Genomic DNA, 14,290 nt, shown 5'->3' with positions numbered 1-14,290 from the left:
GTCGGTTCGAGCGGCTCCGACGGCGGTTCGGGGGTCGCGCCGGGGTCGGGGATGGTTTCGGAGGCGGGTTCGGGGTCGGGGGTGACCGGGTAGTAGCGCGCGCGCTCCATGCGGGCGCGGATGGTGCGGATGCGGCTCCGGATGCGCCGGTTGGGACTCACGGGGCTGTAGCGGCGCGGGTTGATGATCACCGCCGCGAGCGCCGCCGCCTCGTCCCGGCCGAGGCGGGCGGCCGACTTGCCGAAGTACGCGCGCGCGGCCGCCTCCGCGCCGTAGATCCCGTCCCCCCACTCGATCACGTTGAGGTAGAGCTCGAAGATGCGGCGCTTGGTCAGGTTCTTTTCGAGCGAGCGGGTGATGAGCAGCTCCCGCACCTTGCGCCGCGGGGTGCGCGCGGGGGAGAGGTAGAGGTTTTTCGCCAGCTGCTGGGTGATGGTGCTCGCCCCGCGCACGATTTCGCCCTTTTCAAGGTTGATCTTCATCGCCTCCCGGACCTCGGCGTAGTCGATCCCCTCGTGCTGGAAGAAGGCCGCGTCTTCGGTGACCAGGACGGCGTTTTTGAGGTGGGGGGAGATGGAACCGAGCGGGCGCCACTCCTGCCGGCGGCGCACCGGGCGCTTTGCTTTCCTCGCTTCCCGCTCGCGCAGCTCCATCCAGGCGGTCGAGGCGGGGTTGGTGCGGGCGAGTGAGGCCGTGTCGGGGAAGGCGAGCCACTCCCAGCCGAGCCAGGCGGCCGCGAGGAGGGGGACGAGGAGGAGGGCGTTCCGGCGCCGGTTTTCTTTCTTCATATCTTGTGGATTATGCGCCTTTTCCGGCCGGCGTGCGGCGGGGGCGGCCAAAAAAAAGTTGGCTCGTTCCGGGGCGGGTTCATTAGAGAGGGTACGGGAAAGGGGGCTCTGATGAAACAACCGGTGGGGGAGGGGCGGGTGGAAGGGCGGACGGCGGACCCGGAGCGGGTCCGGGCGCTCGAGGAGGCGCTCCGGCGGCTGTGCGGGGGGGACGCCGATTGCTGGACGGCGCATGACTGCCCCGAGGACCTGTGGGAGGCGCACCTGGAGGACGTGCTGGCGTTCGAGAACGTGGGGGTGGGGCTCAGCCTCTTCGAGGGGCTCGAGATGCACGGGCTCAAGCTCCCCCGCCCGGAGACGCTCAACGAGAAGCAGAGCCGGAAGAAGGTGTTCGAGATCCTGCAGGCGCTTCTGGGCCTGCAGGTCATGCTCGCGGGGTTCGAGCACCTGTCGGGGCGGCAGCTCTACCGGACGCTTTTCGAGGATACCCTCTGGGACGGCTGCTACGTGAAGAAGAAGAGGCCGGAGCTGGTGACCATCATCGACATGTCCCGCAAGCCCCGGCGCACCGAGCAGCGCCTGCGGATGATCGCGATGGCGAAGGCGCGGACGGTGCAGTAGGGGGCAAGGTCAAAAGAGATCACCCGCGAAAATGATCAAACCCCCCCTTGGGGAGGGGGCGGCGGCTCCCGGCCCCGGCGAGCCAGACCTTGCCGCGGCCCGGGACGAGGCGGCCGATGCGGGTGATCGGGGCGAAGGGGGCGGGCCAGAGCCTTTCGAGCCGCGCGGCCTTGGCCTTCGGCACGGCGAAGAGGAGTTCGAAGTCCTCCCCGCCGTCGAGGGCGAGCGCGAGGGGGTCGCACCCCCAGCGGCGCGCGGCGGGAAAGAGGGGGAGGAGGTCGGGGTCGATTTCGGCGTCGACCCCGCTGGCGGCGCACAGGCGCGGCAGGTCGGTCGAGAGGCCGTCGCTCAGGTCCATCGCCGCGCGGGCGAACCCGCCCGCGGCGAGGTACGCCCCCTCTTCGCACCGCGCCTCGGGGAGGCGGTGGGCCCGAAGCGCCTCCCGCTCGGCCGCACTCCGCCCCCGGAGCCGCCCCGCCCGCAGGAGGGCGAGCCCCGCCGCGGAGCGGCCCAGGACCCCGGTGACGTAGAGGAGGTCCCCCGTTCTCCCCCCGGAGCGGCAGAGGACCCTGCGCCCGGCCGGTTCCCCGACCGCGGTGATGGAGATCACCACCCCCGCCTCGGAGCGGGAGAGGTCCCCGCCGACCAGCACCGCGCCCCGGGCGCTCCGCGCATCGGTGAGGCCGCGGTGCAGCTCCCGCACCCAGCGGGGGGGGAGGCCCGCCGGCAGCCCGAGCGCGACGGTGAAGAAGAGGGGGCGGGCGCCCATGGCGGCCAGGTCGCTCACGTTGACGGCGACGCTTTTTCGCCCGAGCGCGCGCGGGGTGGTCCAGTCGCGCCGGAAGTCGACCCCCTCCACCAGCATGTCGGTGGTGAGCAGGGTGTGCCCGCTCGAGGAGCGCACCACGGCGGCGTCGTCCCCGATCCCCACCAGCACCCGCGAACCCCCCGGGGTGCGGGAGCGGAGCCAGCCGGTGATCCGGTCTTCGTCGGTCGGCCGCGTCATAACCTAAACCAGGGCGCGCGCGAGCACGTCCTTCACCCGGCGGACGGGGACGATGTCGATCCCGTCCCGCAGCCGCTTCGGGACCTCGTGGAGGTCCTTCAGGTTCGACCGGGGGACGAGGACGGTCGCGACATGGGCCAGGTGCGCCGCCAGGATCTTTTCCCGGACCCCGCCGACGGGGAGGACGTCGCCGCGCAGGGTGATCTCCCCCGTCATCGCCACGCTCCTGCGCACCGGGCGCCCGGTGCAGACGGAGACCAGCGCGGCCGCCAGCGTCACCCCGGCCGAAGGCCCGTCCTTGGGGATCGCCCCTTCCGGGATGTGGATGTGGATGTCGTGGGTGGCGAAGAAGCGGTCCTCGATCCCGTACTCCGCGGCGTGGGCGCGCGCGTAGCTGAGGGCCGCGTGCGCCGATTCCTGCATCACCCCCCCCATCTGGCCGGTGAGCAGGAGCCCCCCCTTCCCCTTCATGGCCTGGGCTTCCACGTAGAGCACCGCCCCGCCGGCCGGGGTCCAGCCGAGCCCGGTGGCGATCCCGACGCTGTCGCGCTCGAGCCGCTCCTCCGCGCCGTATTTCGCCGGCCCCAGCCAGCGGCGGACCGAGGCCGGCGTCAGGGTCACCCCCTGGCGGCGCCCGGTGGCGATCCGCACCGCCGTCTTGCGGCAGAGGGAGGCGATCTCGCGCTCGAGGTTGCGCAGCCCCGCCTCGCGCGTGTACCCCCGGATGATCTCCCGGAGCGCCGGGTCGGGGATGGCGAGGGCGCCGCGGGGGAGCCCGTTCTCCCGGATCTGGCGCGGGACGAGGTGGCGCCGGGCGATTTCCATCTTCTCGTCTTCCATGTAGCCCGGCAGGGTGATGACCTCCATCCGGTCCCGGAAGGCGGGCTGGACGGTGTCGACCATGTTGGCGGTGGTGATGAAAAGGACGCCCGAGAGGTCGAAGGGGACCCCCAGGTAGTTGTCGCGGAAGGTGCTGTTCTGCTCCGGGTCGAGCACCTCGAGCAGGGCCGAGGAGGGGTCGCCGCGGAAATCGATCCCCAGCTTGTCGACCTCGTCCATCATGAAGACCGGGTTGCGCGCCCGGCTGGTGTGGATCCCCTGGATGATGCGCCCCGGCATCGACCCGATGTAGGTGCGCCGGTGCCCGCGGATCTCCGCCTCGTCCCGCACCCCCCCCAGGCTCATCCGGAAGAAGGAACGGCCCAGGGCGCGCGCGATCGAGCGGCCGAGCGACGTCTTCCCGGTGCCCGGGGGGCCGACGAAGCAGAGGATGGGGCCCCGGCTGTCCTGTTTCAGCTTGCGCACCGCGAGGTGCTCGAGGATGCGGTCCTTGACCCGGTCGAGCCCGTAGTGGTCCTCGTCGAGGATCCTGCGCGCCTCGCGGAGGTTGAGGTTGTCCCTGGTCTCGGCCGCCCAGGGGAGGCCCACCATCCAGTCGAGGTAGGTCCGGACCGTGGCCGCCTCCGCCATCTCCGGCATCATCCGCTCGAGGCGCCGCACCTGCCGTTCGAACTCCTCCCGCGCCTCGGGCGGGAGGCGCGCCTCCTCCGCGCGCGCCCGGTAGGCGCGCACCTCCTCGACCAGCTCGTTCCCCTCCCCGAGTTCGCTCTGGATCGCCTTGAGCTGGTGGCGCAGGTAGAACTCGCGCTGCCCCTTGTCGATCTCGTCCCGCGCCTGGCTGTCGATCTCCTGCTGCACCGTCAGGAGTTCCTCCTCCCGGGTGAGCATCTCGTGCACCCGCTGCAGGCGCCGCGAGGCGTCGAGGATCGCGAGGATTTCCTGGGCCTCTTCCGGCTTCAGGGAGAGGTTGCCGGCGACCAGGTCCGCCAGCCGCCCCGGGTCCTCGAGGTTCGAGGCGATGACGAGGACTTCCTGGGAGATGTTCTTCCCCAGCGCGGCGACCTTTTCGAGCGAGGCGGCCACCTGGCGCCTCAGCGCCTCGAGCGGCACCCCGGTGAGAGCGCGCACGTACTCCTCGAGGACCTGGACCCGGGCCTCCAGGTGGGGCCGCTCCTCCCGCCAGTCGCTCACCCGGGCGCGGGCGATCCCCTGGACCAGGATGCGGACTTTTTTGTCCGGCAGCTTCAGCATCCGGATCACCACCCCCACGGTCCCGACCTCGTAGAGGTCGCGGGCGGCGGGGTCGTCCGCGCTCCCGTCGTGCTGCGTCACCATCAGGAGCATCCGCCTGCGGGTCAGGGCCCGGTCGATCGCGTCGATGCTCTTGTCGTTGGAAACCAGGAGCGGGACGATCGTGTAGGGGAAGACCACCGCGTCCTGCACGGGGAGCACCGGCAGGACCTCGGGGATTTCGGCCTGGTCCTCCTGCTTCATCCCTTCCAGGCTGAAAAACCCGCCCTCGTTCGCGTCCGGCATCCCCATCGGCGCCCCCTCCTTCGGCATGTTCCCTCGTCCACCCGCCCGGCTCTCCCGGCGCGGCTGTCAGTCCGGCCCGGCCCCCAAGGGGATGACGACGGCGCCCGCCCGCTGGCGCAGCCGGGGCAGCTCGACGGTGAGAATGCCCCGGTCGAGCCAGGCACGCGCCTTGCGCGGATTCACGCTCCCGTCGATGCGGAGGCTCCGCTGGAAGCGGCCGTACCGGCGCTCGAGGCAGAGGTAGCGCTCGATCCGGCGCCGCCGCCGCTCCCTCTTGATCCCCCCGACGCGGAGCACGCCCGCCGTGAACTCGATCCGGACATCGGAGGGGGCCACCCCCGGGAGTTCGACCCGCACCGTGACCCGGCTCTCCGTCTGGCAGATGTCGGCGTAGGGGACCCAGACGCCGCTGGCAAGCTCGTCCCAGACGTCGTGGTGCTGCCGGATCAGGTCGGCCGATCGCATCTCCGCCATTTCCTGGGCCGCGCGGCGCAGGTTTCGCATGGTCCCCTACTTCTTCTCGATCAGTTCGTTGATCGTGGTCATGAACTCGCTGACGTCCTCGAACTCCAGGTAGACGGAGGCGAAGCGGAGGTAGGCGACCTTGTCGATCCGGCGCAGCTCCGACAGGAGGAGCCGGCCGATGTGGACCGATTCCATCTCCCGCTCCGGGTTCTCCTGGACCGCCTGCTCCACCGTGTCGACGATCTTTTCCACCTGGGTGAGGGTGACGGGCCGCTTCTCGCACGCCTTCAGCAGCCCGTTCAGGATCTTGTTCCGGTCGAACCGTTCCCGGCCGCCGTCCTTCTTGACCACCATGTAGGGGATCTCGTCGCTCCGCTCGTAGCTGGTGAAGCGCCGGCCGCAGTTCAGGCACTGGCGCCGGCGCCGGATGGAATCCCCGTCGCGGCTCTCGCGCGAGTCGACGACCCGGTCTTTCAGGAAGCCGCAGTAAGGGCATTTCATGGTGCGGGCCTCACGGTCTGTCCGTTGACGACGGTAAAATGATCTCGCATTCGCGGCGCCCGGATGGCACAATCTCCCCTAAGCGTTGATCTCAAGAGAATTAATAGAAATTTCGGACAAACGTCAAGCATAAAGCGGGAGCGCCGCTCCGGGCCGCGCCCCCGCCCGGGCGTCCGGCGCGCCCCTTTTTTATTGAACCCGGACGCGCGCCGTTTCGTTTGCATGGTTTGAACGAGGATGGCCGACAAGGAGTTCCCGTTGCTCTCAGGCGATCACAGACTTGTGGAGCGTTGTCTCGAGGGGGATGACGCCGCCTGGGAGGCGGTGGTCAGGGCCTACGGCCGGCGGCTGTACAACCTGGGCTACCGTTACCTCGGCCGCCGCGAGGAGGCGGAGGACCTGACGCAGGAGATCATGGTGCGGGTCTACCAGAACCTGGGGAGCTACCGGCCCGACGCGGGGAGCTTCCAGAACTGGGTCCTGCGGGTCGGCCGGAACCTCATCATCGATCACTACCGGCGCAACCGCCGCTTCGCGGGGGCGGGGGGGAGCGAGGAGCTGGAAACCATGAACCTGGGCGACACCCGGACCCCGTCCCCCCAGCAGGCGGCCGAACAGGCCGAGACCGCGCGTTTCGTCCGGTCCGGGCTCGAGGCGCTCTCCCCCGAACTGAGGGAGGCCGTCATCCTGCGGGACCTCGAGGGGATGGAATACCGGGAGATCGCCGGACTCCTCAGCGTCCCCGAGGGGACGGTCAAGAGCCGCATCAACCGCGGCCGGATCGAACTGGCGCGCCTGCTCGGGAAGCGGCGCGCCGCGGGCGGGGGCCGGGTTCGGGAGGGATAGGGTCCGCCGCGCGGACCGGAGGCGAGTCATGGACTGCATCCACGCGGAAGAGATGATGAGCGCATACCTGGAGTCCGCCCTCCCGCCCGGGGAGGCGCGGCTCCTCGAGGAGCACCTCGCCGGGTGCGGCGCCTGCGCTGCGCTGCCGGGGCGGATGCGCGCCGTCATCGACGCCTGCGGCCGGTTCCCGGTCCTGGAACCGGACCCCGCCCTGCTCGACCGCATCCTCCTCGCCACCTCGGGCCGCCCGCGCTCGCGCTCCTTCTCCGAGTGGGTCCGGACGCTGTGGCGCCCGCTGCTGACGCCCCGGTTGGCCGTGGGTTCGGGCCTGGCCCTGCTCTGTCTGGCCCTGGCCCTGCAATTATGGATGCCGCGCCTGGCCGGCTCCTGGTCGTCGGTGTCGGCGCTGGGGGTGCTGGGGGTCTTCGACCGCGGGGTGCAGAGCGTGTACAGCCGGAGCCTCCGGGTCAACGACCGGGCCGGGGCCTGGCTGGCGGAGTTCCGCTTCTTCCGCGACAACGCCTTCAACCGGATCCGCTTTTTGAAGGAACGGCTGGACGCGCCCGCGCAGAGCAGCGGGGAGCAGAGAAGCGGGGAACCGGCCCGGCGGGAGCCGGCGGGGGAACCGGCCGGGGAGAACGGGGAGGGGCGGCGGGTGAGGCCGCTCGCATAGATCAGTCGGGGTTTTGGAACGGGAGGAATGGCTTATGAAATGCTCCTATCACGCAGACAGGGAACATACCGAATGCTGCAGCGCCTGCGGCAAGCCGCTGTGCGCCGAGTGCGTCCAGCGGGTCAAACTCAAGCCGTACTGCCAGGAGTGCCTCGCGGGGGCGGCCGACTGGATGGCCGCCCGCGGCCGGCCGGGCGGGGACGCGCCCCGGCGCGCGGCCTGGTTCTCCCTCATCCCGGGGATGGGGGCGATCTACAACAGCGAATACCTGAAGGCCGCCACCTGGTTCGCCGTGTTCGCCGCCCTGGTCATGCTGGGGGGGAGGGTGCACGGGGTGTTCGGCTTCGGGGCGGTGGTGTTTCTGGTCTTCACCATCTTCGACTCCTACCGCACGGCCGAGACGCGCGCCCTCCGGGGGGCGGAGCCCCCGCGGGCGGACGGGGAGGAGCGGGCCGTCCTTGCCTGGGGGGTGGTGCTCGTGGTGCTGGGGCTGCTGTTCCTGCTCCAGAACCTCATCCCCTTCCACTTTCTGAACCGCCTCTGGCCGCTGGTCTTCATAGGGCTGGGCGGGTACCTCGTCTATCGTGCGCTCGGGGAGAGGAAGGGTTCCGGGCGCCGGTCCCTGCCATGGGCGGGCGACGGGAAGGAGGAGTGACATGTCCAGCCGCATGATGCGGGGGGGGCTCGCCGCCGGGGTGGCCCTGATCCTCTTCGGCGCCCTCTTCCTGGTCCACAATCTCTACGCGCCCTTTTCGGTCTGGCGCCTCCTGGCCCGCTACTGGCCGCTGCTGCTCGTCGGCTTCGGGCTCTGGCGCCTCTGGGCCCACTTCGCCTGGCGGCCGGAGCCGGTGGCTCCCGGGACGGAGGCCGCCGGCGCGCCGGCCGTGCGGGCGAAATCCCCGCGCCCCCCTTCCCTCCTCGGCGCCCTCCTCTGGACCGGCCTCGGCCTCCTCTTTTTCGCCCACAATCTAGGGGCGGGGCCCGACGTCTGGCGGCTGGCCTCCCGCTGGTGGCCCCTGCTCCTGATCCTGCTGGGGATCGGGAAGCTCGTGGATTACGCCCTGCACCGGGAGGGGGTGGCCGTCCGCGCCGGGGAGCTCGTGGGCATCCTGGCCCTGGTGCTCGCCGGCTCGGCCGTCTCCCGGCTCGAGAAGAGCCCGATCCGGGAGATCGTGCGGGACGCCCGGATCGAGATCGGGGAGGCGCGGGTGCGGCCGGGGGAGTGGCTCGGCACCTCCCACGCCTACAGCGAGGAGCGGTCCTACCCGCAGGAGCGCCTCCGCCCCGTCCGGATCGAGAATTCCTACGGGTCGGTCTCGGTCCTCCCCGGTCCCGAAGGCGAAATCTCCGTCCGGCTCGGCAAGGTGATCTTCGCGCCGGAGGGGGAGGCCGCGAAGATCGCCGGGGAGATCCGGCTCGAGACCCCGGAGGACGCCGGCGGGGACGCCTTCGTGATCCGGACCAACCGAGACCTCCTCGCCGACCGGAAGCTGCGCTTCAACACCAACCTGGAGGTGCGGGTCCCCGGGAAGACGCGGGTCGAGGTCCGCAACGCCTTCGGGGAGATCCGCGTCTCGGACCTCCACGGGGGGCTCGACCTCGCCACGACCCACCGCCGGATCGAGGTGGCCGACTCGACGGGGCCCTTCACCCTCTCCGCCCGCTACGCCGAGACCCGCCTCACCAACCTCGAGGGGGACGTGCGGCTCGACAGCCGGGGGAAGGTCTACGCCGAAAACATCCGGGGGAACCTGACCGTGAAGGACGAGTACTCCCCGGTGGAGATTCTCAACATCGAGGGGGCGCTCACCCTCTCCGGCGTCGACGGGAGCATCCGGGTGGAGAACGTCTCCGGCCCCGCCGTCATCGAAACGCGCGGCGCCCCGGTGACGGCGCGCGGGCTGCGGGGGGGGCTGCGCCTCGCGGCCAGTCACGCCAAGGCCGACCTCTCCGGGATCGACGCCGGGCTCTCCGTCGAGAGCCGCTACGGCACCCTCACCCTCGAGGAGATCCGCGGGGGGGTCGAGCTCGCCTCGCGCTCCGACCGGATCCGCGCCGGGGGGATCGAAGGGAATTTCCGGATGAGGGGGCGCTCGAGCAGCCTGCGCCTTGACGGGATCCGGGGGAACGCCGACGTCGAGACGAGCCTCGGGGACCTCGTCGTCCGCGACCTCGCGGGGGCGGCCTCCCTCGTCAACAGCCACGGCGCCGTCCGTCTCACCGCCAGGGCCCCGCTCGGGGCGCTGGACATCAAGAACCAGGGGGGGGCCGTCACGCTCACCCTCCCCGCCGGGGCCCGCTTCTCGCTGGCCGCGCGCGCCCGCAACGGGAGCGTGCGCGCGCTCTACCCGGGACTCCCCGCCCCGGTCGCGGAAGGGGGAGGGATGCGGCTCGAGGCCGAGGTCCAGGGCGGAGGTCCCGCCGTGGCGCTCGAGACCCGGAACGGAGACATCGTCATCGACGGGGCCGCGGGGGACGCGCGGTCCCGCGGGGGGAACGTGTTATGAAAAGAGCATCGTGGATAGCCGGGGCCTGGGTTCTCCTCCTCGCCGGGTGCGGTCCCGGGGGAACCCCCGTCCCCGCCGACATCGCCAACCTCAGCCAGGAGCGCCCCATCGGGGACGAGACCGGGCTGGAGGCGGACATCCGCTTCGACCTGGGGACGGTCGAGATCACCCGGGAGGCGGAAGCCCTCTACTCCCTCGACCTGGAATACGACCGCAGCCGGTACGAACCCCGGGTGGAGTACGCCCCCGGGGCCAAGGGACGCCTCTCCTGCCGGCTCGAGAACCGGCGCGAGGGGGGCCTCCGGCGGGAGCACCCTAACCGCCTGCGGCTCGGTTTCGCCGACTCGGTCCCCCTCGACCTGCGCCTGGCCTCGGGGGTGGGGGAAACGCGCCTCTCCCTCTCCGGCATCCGCCTCGAAAGCCTCGACATGGAATCGGGGGTGGGGGCGGTGAAGATCTCGGCCTACGAGCCGAACCCGATCCGGTGCGACGAGGTCCGCTTCCGCAGCGGGGTGGGGAGCCTCGAGGCGGTCGGGCTGGCGAACCTCAATTTCGGCGTGCTCCGGTTCGAGGGGGGGGTGGGGGGGGCCACCCTCGATTTTTCTGGGGAATGGCGCCAGGATGCCGATATTCATATTGAGGTGGGGGTGGGAGGCGTCGACCTGCGCTTCCCCCGGGAAACGGGGGTGAGGGTGGACGCGGCCAAAAATTTCCTGAGCGGGGTCCAGCTCGAGGGCTTCACCCTCCGGGACGGCGCCTGGTACAGCGATAACTACGACCGGGCCGCCGTCAAGGTCGACGTCAAGGCCGCCACCGGGGTCGGAGGACTCAAAGTCGGCTGGATCTAACGGTTCCCTGGAGTGTTGCCTGATGCGTTACGGACTGCTGCTGATGCTGGTAGGATTCCTTCCGTCTCTGTACGCCCGGGAAGCGCCGAGCCCCGCCCCTTACGTGGAGCGGCAGGAGAAGGAATTCAAGTTTTACCCCGGCGGGAAGGTGGGAATCGACCTCGACGTCCCGGGGACCCTCCGGGTCGTGGGCTGGAAGCGGGGGACCGTCCGGATGGAGGCCGAAAAGATCGTTTTCTATTCCTCCGCGGACCAGGCCCGGGAGTTCCTCTCCCATCCCCCCATCCGGATCCGCCACAACGACACCAGCGTCACCATCGGGGTCACGGGCGCGCCCGAACCCCCGGCCATCCTCGAGGTCAACCTCACCCTGTACGTCCCCGCCGACCGGACCGACCTCCTGATCCGGATGCAGCAGGGGGACCTGGCGCTCGAGGGGGTCAACGGCTGGATCGAGGCCACCCTGGGGGAGGGGAGCGTGGAGGTCCGGTCGGTGTCGGGCTATTTCTCGGCCAGCACCCTCAAGGGGGACATCGACGTGGAGATGTCCGACCGGAGGTGGCGCGGGCAGGAATTCGCCGCCATGACCCGGGAGGGGTCGATCGAGCTGCGGCTGCCGGAGGAGTACTCGGCCGCGCTCCAGCTCGAGACCCGCGACGGCGCGATCGAGGTCGACTATCCCCCGCAGGAGGTGGACGGGGAGCTCCTCCCCCCGGAGATCGTCATCAAGGATTCGACCCGGCTCCTGCGCGCCTCGGTCGGGGACGGGGGCGCCCCGGTGAAGCTCACCACCCAGTCGGGCGACGTGCGCCTCGAGCGCGCCCTGCCGTAGGGCCTATTCCCCGGTCCGGATATGGAGCTCGCGCAGGTGGCGCGGCTCCAGTTCCGAGGGGGCGTCGAACATGACGTCGGCGGCGCTGGCGGTCTTGGGGAAGGCGATCACCTCGCGGATGTTCGGCTCGTCGGCCAGGAGCATCACCAGCCGGTCCACCCCCGGCGCCATCCCCCCGTGCGGCGGCGCGCCGTACTCGAAGGCGTCGAGCATGTGGCCGAACCGCTCCCGGACCTCCTCCTCCCCGTACCCCAGGCACTTGAAGATGCGCGCCTGCACCTCCCGGCGGTGGATACGGATGCTGCCGCTCGACAGTTCGTACCCGTTGCAGACCAGGTCGTAGGCCTCGCTCATCACCTTCCCCGGATCGCTCTCGAGCATGTCCAGGTGCTCCTCCTTGGGGCTGGTGAAGGGGTGGTGCATGAAGTTCCAGCGCCCCTCCCCCTCGTCCCACTCGAACATGGGAAAGTCGACCACCCAGCCGAAGGCGAGCAGGTCGGGGGGAGCCAGGCGGAGCCGGTCGCGCAGCTCGAGCCGCAGGGCGCCCAGCGCCTTGCACCCGGCCGCGGCCCTGTCCGCCACGACGCAGGCGAGGTCCCCTTCCCCGGCGCCGCAGAGGCGCGCGATCTCCGCCGCCTCTTCGGGCCGGAGCTGCCGGGCGAGGCTCCCCTTGAGCCCCCCGGCCGTCCACCCCAGGGTGCCGAGGTTTTTCGCCCCCGCGGCGCGGGCCAGTTCGACCAGGTTGTCGAGCTCCCGGCGCGACCAGGAGGCGCAGCCGGGGGCCACGATGCACTGGACCGAGCCGCCGGAGGCGAGCGCGTCGGCCAGGAAGCGGAGGTCGGAACCCTGCACCGCCGCCGAGACGTCGACGATCTCCATCCCGAAGCGGAGGTCGGGCTTGTCGGTCCCGTAGCGCGCCATCGCCTCGGCGTAGCTCATGACCGGGAAGGGGGTGAAGAGCCGCTTGTGCGGCACCACCGCCGGGACCAGCTCCGTGACCAGGCCCTCGACCACCTCGAGGATGTCGTCGCGGCCGGCGAACGACATCTCCAGGTCGAGCTGGGTGAATTCCGGCTGACGGTCCCCGCGCAGGTCCTCGTCCCGCATGCAGCGGGCTATCTGGAAATATTTTTCGAACCCCGCCACCATCAGCAGCTGCTTCAACTGCTGCGGGCTCTGCGGCAGGGCGTAGAACTTCCCGTGCTGCACCCGGCTGGGGACGACGTAGTCGCGCGCCCCCTCCGGCGTCGACTTGATCAGCATCGGGGTCTCGATCTCCAGGAACCCCCGCCGGTCGAGGTAATCGCGCATGAACTTGATCGTCCGGTGGCGCAGGATCAGGTTGCGCTGCAGCCGCTCCCGGCGCAGGTCGAGGTAGCGGTATTTCAGCCGGGTGATCTCGTCCGTCTTGTAGCCGTCGTCGTCGAGCGGGATCGGCGGGGTCCGGGAGGTGTTGAGAAGGACGATCGACTCGGCCAGGACTTCGACCTCCCCGCTCTCGAGGTTGGGGTTGACCATCCCCTCGGGCCGCGGCCGCACCTTCCCCGTGACCTGGAGCACGTACTCGCTGCGCGCCCTCTCGGCGGCCGCGTAGGCGTTGGCGAAGGTCGGGTCGGCCGTCACCTGCACCACCCCCGACCGGTCGCGCAGGTCGATGAAGATCAGGCCCCCGTGGTCCCGGCGCCGGGCCAGCCAGCCGGCCAGGGTCACCGTAGCACCGGCGTCCGTCATTCGCAACTCGCCACAATTCCGCGTCTTCAGCATATTCGGCTACTTCCGTTTCCTTGTTGATTTCGGAGCAAAGGAGAAGAATACATCATACCGGGCGCGTCAGGAAACGGCCGAGTACCGCCGGGCGACATATTTTTCCAGGATCGCGATGAAGTCCCCGACGAGGGCGTCCCCCTCGAGGGTGGCCGCGTGGACCCCGTCGATGTAGACGGGCGCCTTCGGGTCCTCGCCCCTGCCGGGGAGGGAAACGCCGATGTCGGCGTGGCGCGATTCCCCGGGGCCGTTGACCACGCACCCCATGACGGCCACCGTCAGGTTCTCCACCCCGGGGTGGAGCCGCCGCCACAGGGGCATCCGGCTCCGGATGTGGTCCTGGACGCGGGCGGCCATCTCCGAGAAAAAGGCGGAGGAGGTCCGGCCGCAGCCGGGGCAGGCCGAGACCTGGGGCGCGAAGCGGCGGATCCCGAGCGACTGCAGGACCTGCTGGGCCACCAGCACCTCCTCGCACCGGTCCCCCCCGGGCGCGGGCGTCAGCGAGACCCGGATGGTGTCGCCGATCCCCTCGGCCAGGAGCACCGCGAGCGCGGCGGCGGAGGCCACGATCCCCTTCATCCCCACCCCCGCCTCGGTCAGCCCGAGGTGCAGGGCGTAGTCGCACCGGGCGGCCAGGGCGCGGCAGGCGTCGACGAGGTCGGGGACCCCCGACATCTTGGCGCTCACGATGATGCGGTCGTGCCCGAGGCCGTACTCCTCGGCCATCCGGGCCGAGTCCAGGGCGCTTTGGATCATCGCCTCGATCATCACCTCCCGGACCGGCCGCGGCTCCGCGCTCCGGTTGTTGTCGTCCATCAGGCGCGCCAGCGGCGCCGGGTCGAGCGACCCCCAGTTCACCCCGATCCGCACCGGCTTGCCGTTGCGGACGGCGACGTCGATGATGCGCCGGAAATGGTCGTCGTGGCGGCTCCCGGCCCCCACGTTGCCGGGGTTGATCCGGTACTTGGCCAGCGCGCGCGCGCACTCCGGGTGCTGCTCGAGCAGGAGGTGGCCGTTGTAGTGGAAATCGCCGATCAGGGGGACCGGCCCGCACCGCTCCGTC

At 70.8% G+C, this 14,290-nt stretch carries 14 protein-coding genes; 7 read left to right on the top strand and 7 right to left on the bottom strand.

Annotation, left to right across the window (positions count from 1 at the left end; genetic code table 11):
- Positions 1 to 788, bottom strand: a 788-nt coding sequence (gene mtgA / locus GXY47_07845; GenBank protein ID NLV31055.1) for a monofunctional biosynthetic peptidoglycan transglycosylase, incomplete at its 3' end; no start/stop codon positions are given.
- 111 nt (positions 789 to 899) lie between these two features.
- Here mtgA and GXY47_07840 point away from each other — a divergent pair.
- Entirely contained in the window at positions 900 to 1,409 is a 510-nt protein-coding gene (locus GXY47_07840) for a hypothetical protein (GenBank protein ID NLV31054.1), read from the top strand.
- 19 nt (positions 1,410 to 1,428) lie between these two features.
- Here GXY47_07840 and thiL read toward each other — a convergent pair whose 3' ends face one another.
- The 4 genes from thiL to nrdR all read right to left on the bottom strand — a co-directional run bounded on the left by thiL (position 1,429) and on the right by nrdR (position 5,757).
- Positions 1,429 to 2,415 (bottom strand): thiamine-phosphate kinase, encoded by a 987-nt coding sequence (thiL, locus tag GXY47_07835; protein ID NLV31053.1) that lies wholly within the window; start codon positions 2,413 to 2,415, stop codon positions 1,429 to 1,431.
- Between the two features lie 3 nt (positions 2,416 to 2,418).
- Positions 2,419 to 4,749 (bottom strand): endopeptidase La, encoded by a 2,331-nt coding sequence (gene lon / locus GXY47_07830; protein ID NLV31052.1) that lies wholly within the window; start codon positions 4,747 to 4,749, stop codon positions 2,419 to 2,421.
- 108 nt (positions 4,750 to 4,857) lie between these two features.
- Positions 4,858 to 5,295 carry an Hsp20/alpha crystallin family protein gene (locus tag GXY47_07825; protein ID NLV31051.1) on the bottom strand — a complete coding sequence of 146 codons (438 nt, stop codon included), beginning with the start codon at positions 5,293 to 5,295 and terminating at the stop codon, positions 4,858 to 4,860.
- 6 nt (positions 5,296 to 5,301) lie between these two features.
- A complete protein-coding gene (gene nrdR, locus GXY47_07820) occupies positions 5,302 to 5,757 on the bottom strand; it encodes a transcriptional repressor NrdR (protein NLV31050.1) in 456 nt (151 codons plus the stop codon).
- A 237-nt stretch (positions 5,758 to 5,994) separates the two neighbouring features.
- On the opposite strand from nrdR, the gene GXY47_07815 reads away from it, so the two are divergent.
- The 6 genes from GXY47_07815 to GXY47_07790 are packed head-to-tail and all read left to right on the top strand — an operon-like array spanning position 5,995 to position 11,463.
- On the top strand, positions 5,995 to 6,603 hold the full coding sequence (locus GXY47_07815) for a sigma-70 family RNA polymerase sigma factor (protein NLV31049.1): 609 nt from the start codon (positions 5,995 to 5,997) through the stop codon (positions 6,601 to 6,603).
- A gap of 28 nt (positions 6,604 to 6,631) precedes the next feature.
- Entirely contained in the window at positions 6,632 to 7,276 is a 645-nt protein-coding gene (locus GXY47_07810) for a zf-HC2 domain-containing protein (protein ID NLV31048.1), read from the top strand.
- 34 nt (positions 7,277 to 7,310) lie between these two features.
- On the top strand, positions 7,311 to 7,931 hold the full coding sequence (locus tag GXY47_07805; GenBank protein NLV31047.1) for a hypothetical protein: 621 nt from the start codon (positions 7,311 to 7,313) through the stop codon (positions 7,929 to 7,931).
- Position 7,932: 1 nt separating this feature from the next.
- Complete coding sequence (locus tag GXY47_07800) at positions 7,933 to 9,783, top strand: hypothetical protein (GenBank protein ID NLV31046.1); 1,851 nt, start codon at positions 7,933 to 7,935, stop codon at positions 9,781 to 9,783.
- The gene (locus GXY47_07795; GenBank protein NLV31045.1) at positions 9,780 to 10,631 is read left to right on the top strand and encodes a cell wall-active antibiotics response protein; all 852 of its coding nucleotides are present in this window, start codon (positions 9,780 to 9,782) and stop codon (positions 10,629 to 10,631) included. The genes GXY47_07800 and GXY47_07795 overlap by 4 nt, the downstream gene beginning before the upstream one ends.
- Positions 10,632 to 10,653: 22 nt before the next feature.
- The gene (locus tag GXY47_07790) at positions 10,654 to 11,463 is read left to right on the top strand and encodes a DUF4097 domain-containing protein (protein NLV31044.1); all 810 of its coding nucleotides are present in this window, start codon (positions 10,654 to 10,656) and stop codon (positions 11,461 to 11,463) included.
- A gap of 3 nt (positions 11,464 to 11,466) precedes the next feature.
- Here the strand turns inward: GXY47_07790 and aspS are convergent, their stop codons facing one another.
- Both aspS and ispG read right to left on the bottom strand, forming a co-directional pair.
- Positions 11,467 to 13,227 carry an aspartate--tRNA ligase gene (aspS, locus tag GXY47_07785; GenBank protein NLV31043.1) on the bottom strand — a complete coding sequence of 587 codons (1,761 nt, stop codon included), beginning with the start codon at positions 13,225 to 13,227 and terminating at the stop codon, positions 11,467 to 11,469.
- Positions 13,228 to 13,293: 66 nt separating this feature from the next.
- A partial coding sequence (gene ispG / locus GXY47_07780) for a (E)-4-hydroxy-3-methylbut-2-enyl-diphosphate synthase (GenBank protein ID NLV31042.1) occupies positions 13,294 to 14,290 on the bottom strand: 997 nt, incomplete at its 5' end.

Source organism: Acidobacteriota bacterium (genome assembly GCA_012729555.1).
Classification (GTDB): Bacteria; Acidobacteriota; UBA6911; order UBA6911; family UBA6911; genus UBA6911.
This window is presented reverse-complemented; position numbering and strand designations above follow the sequence as displayed.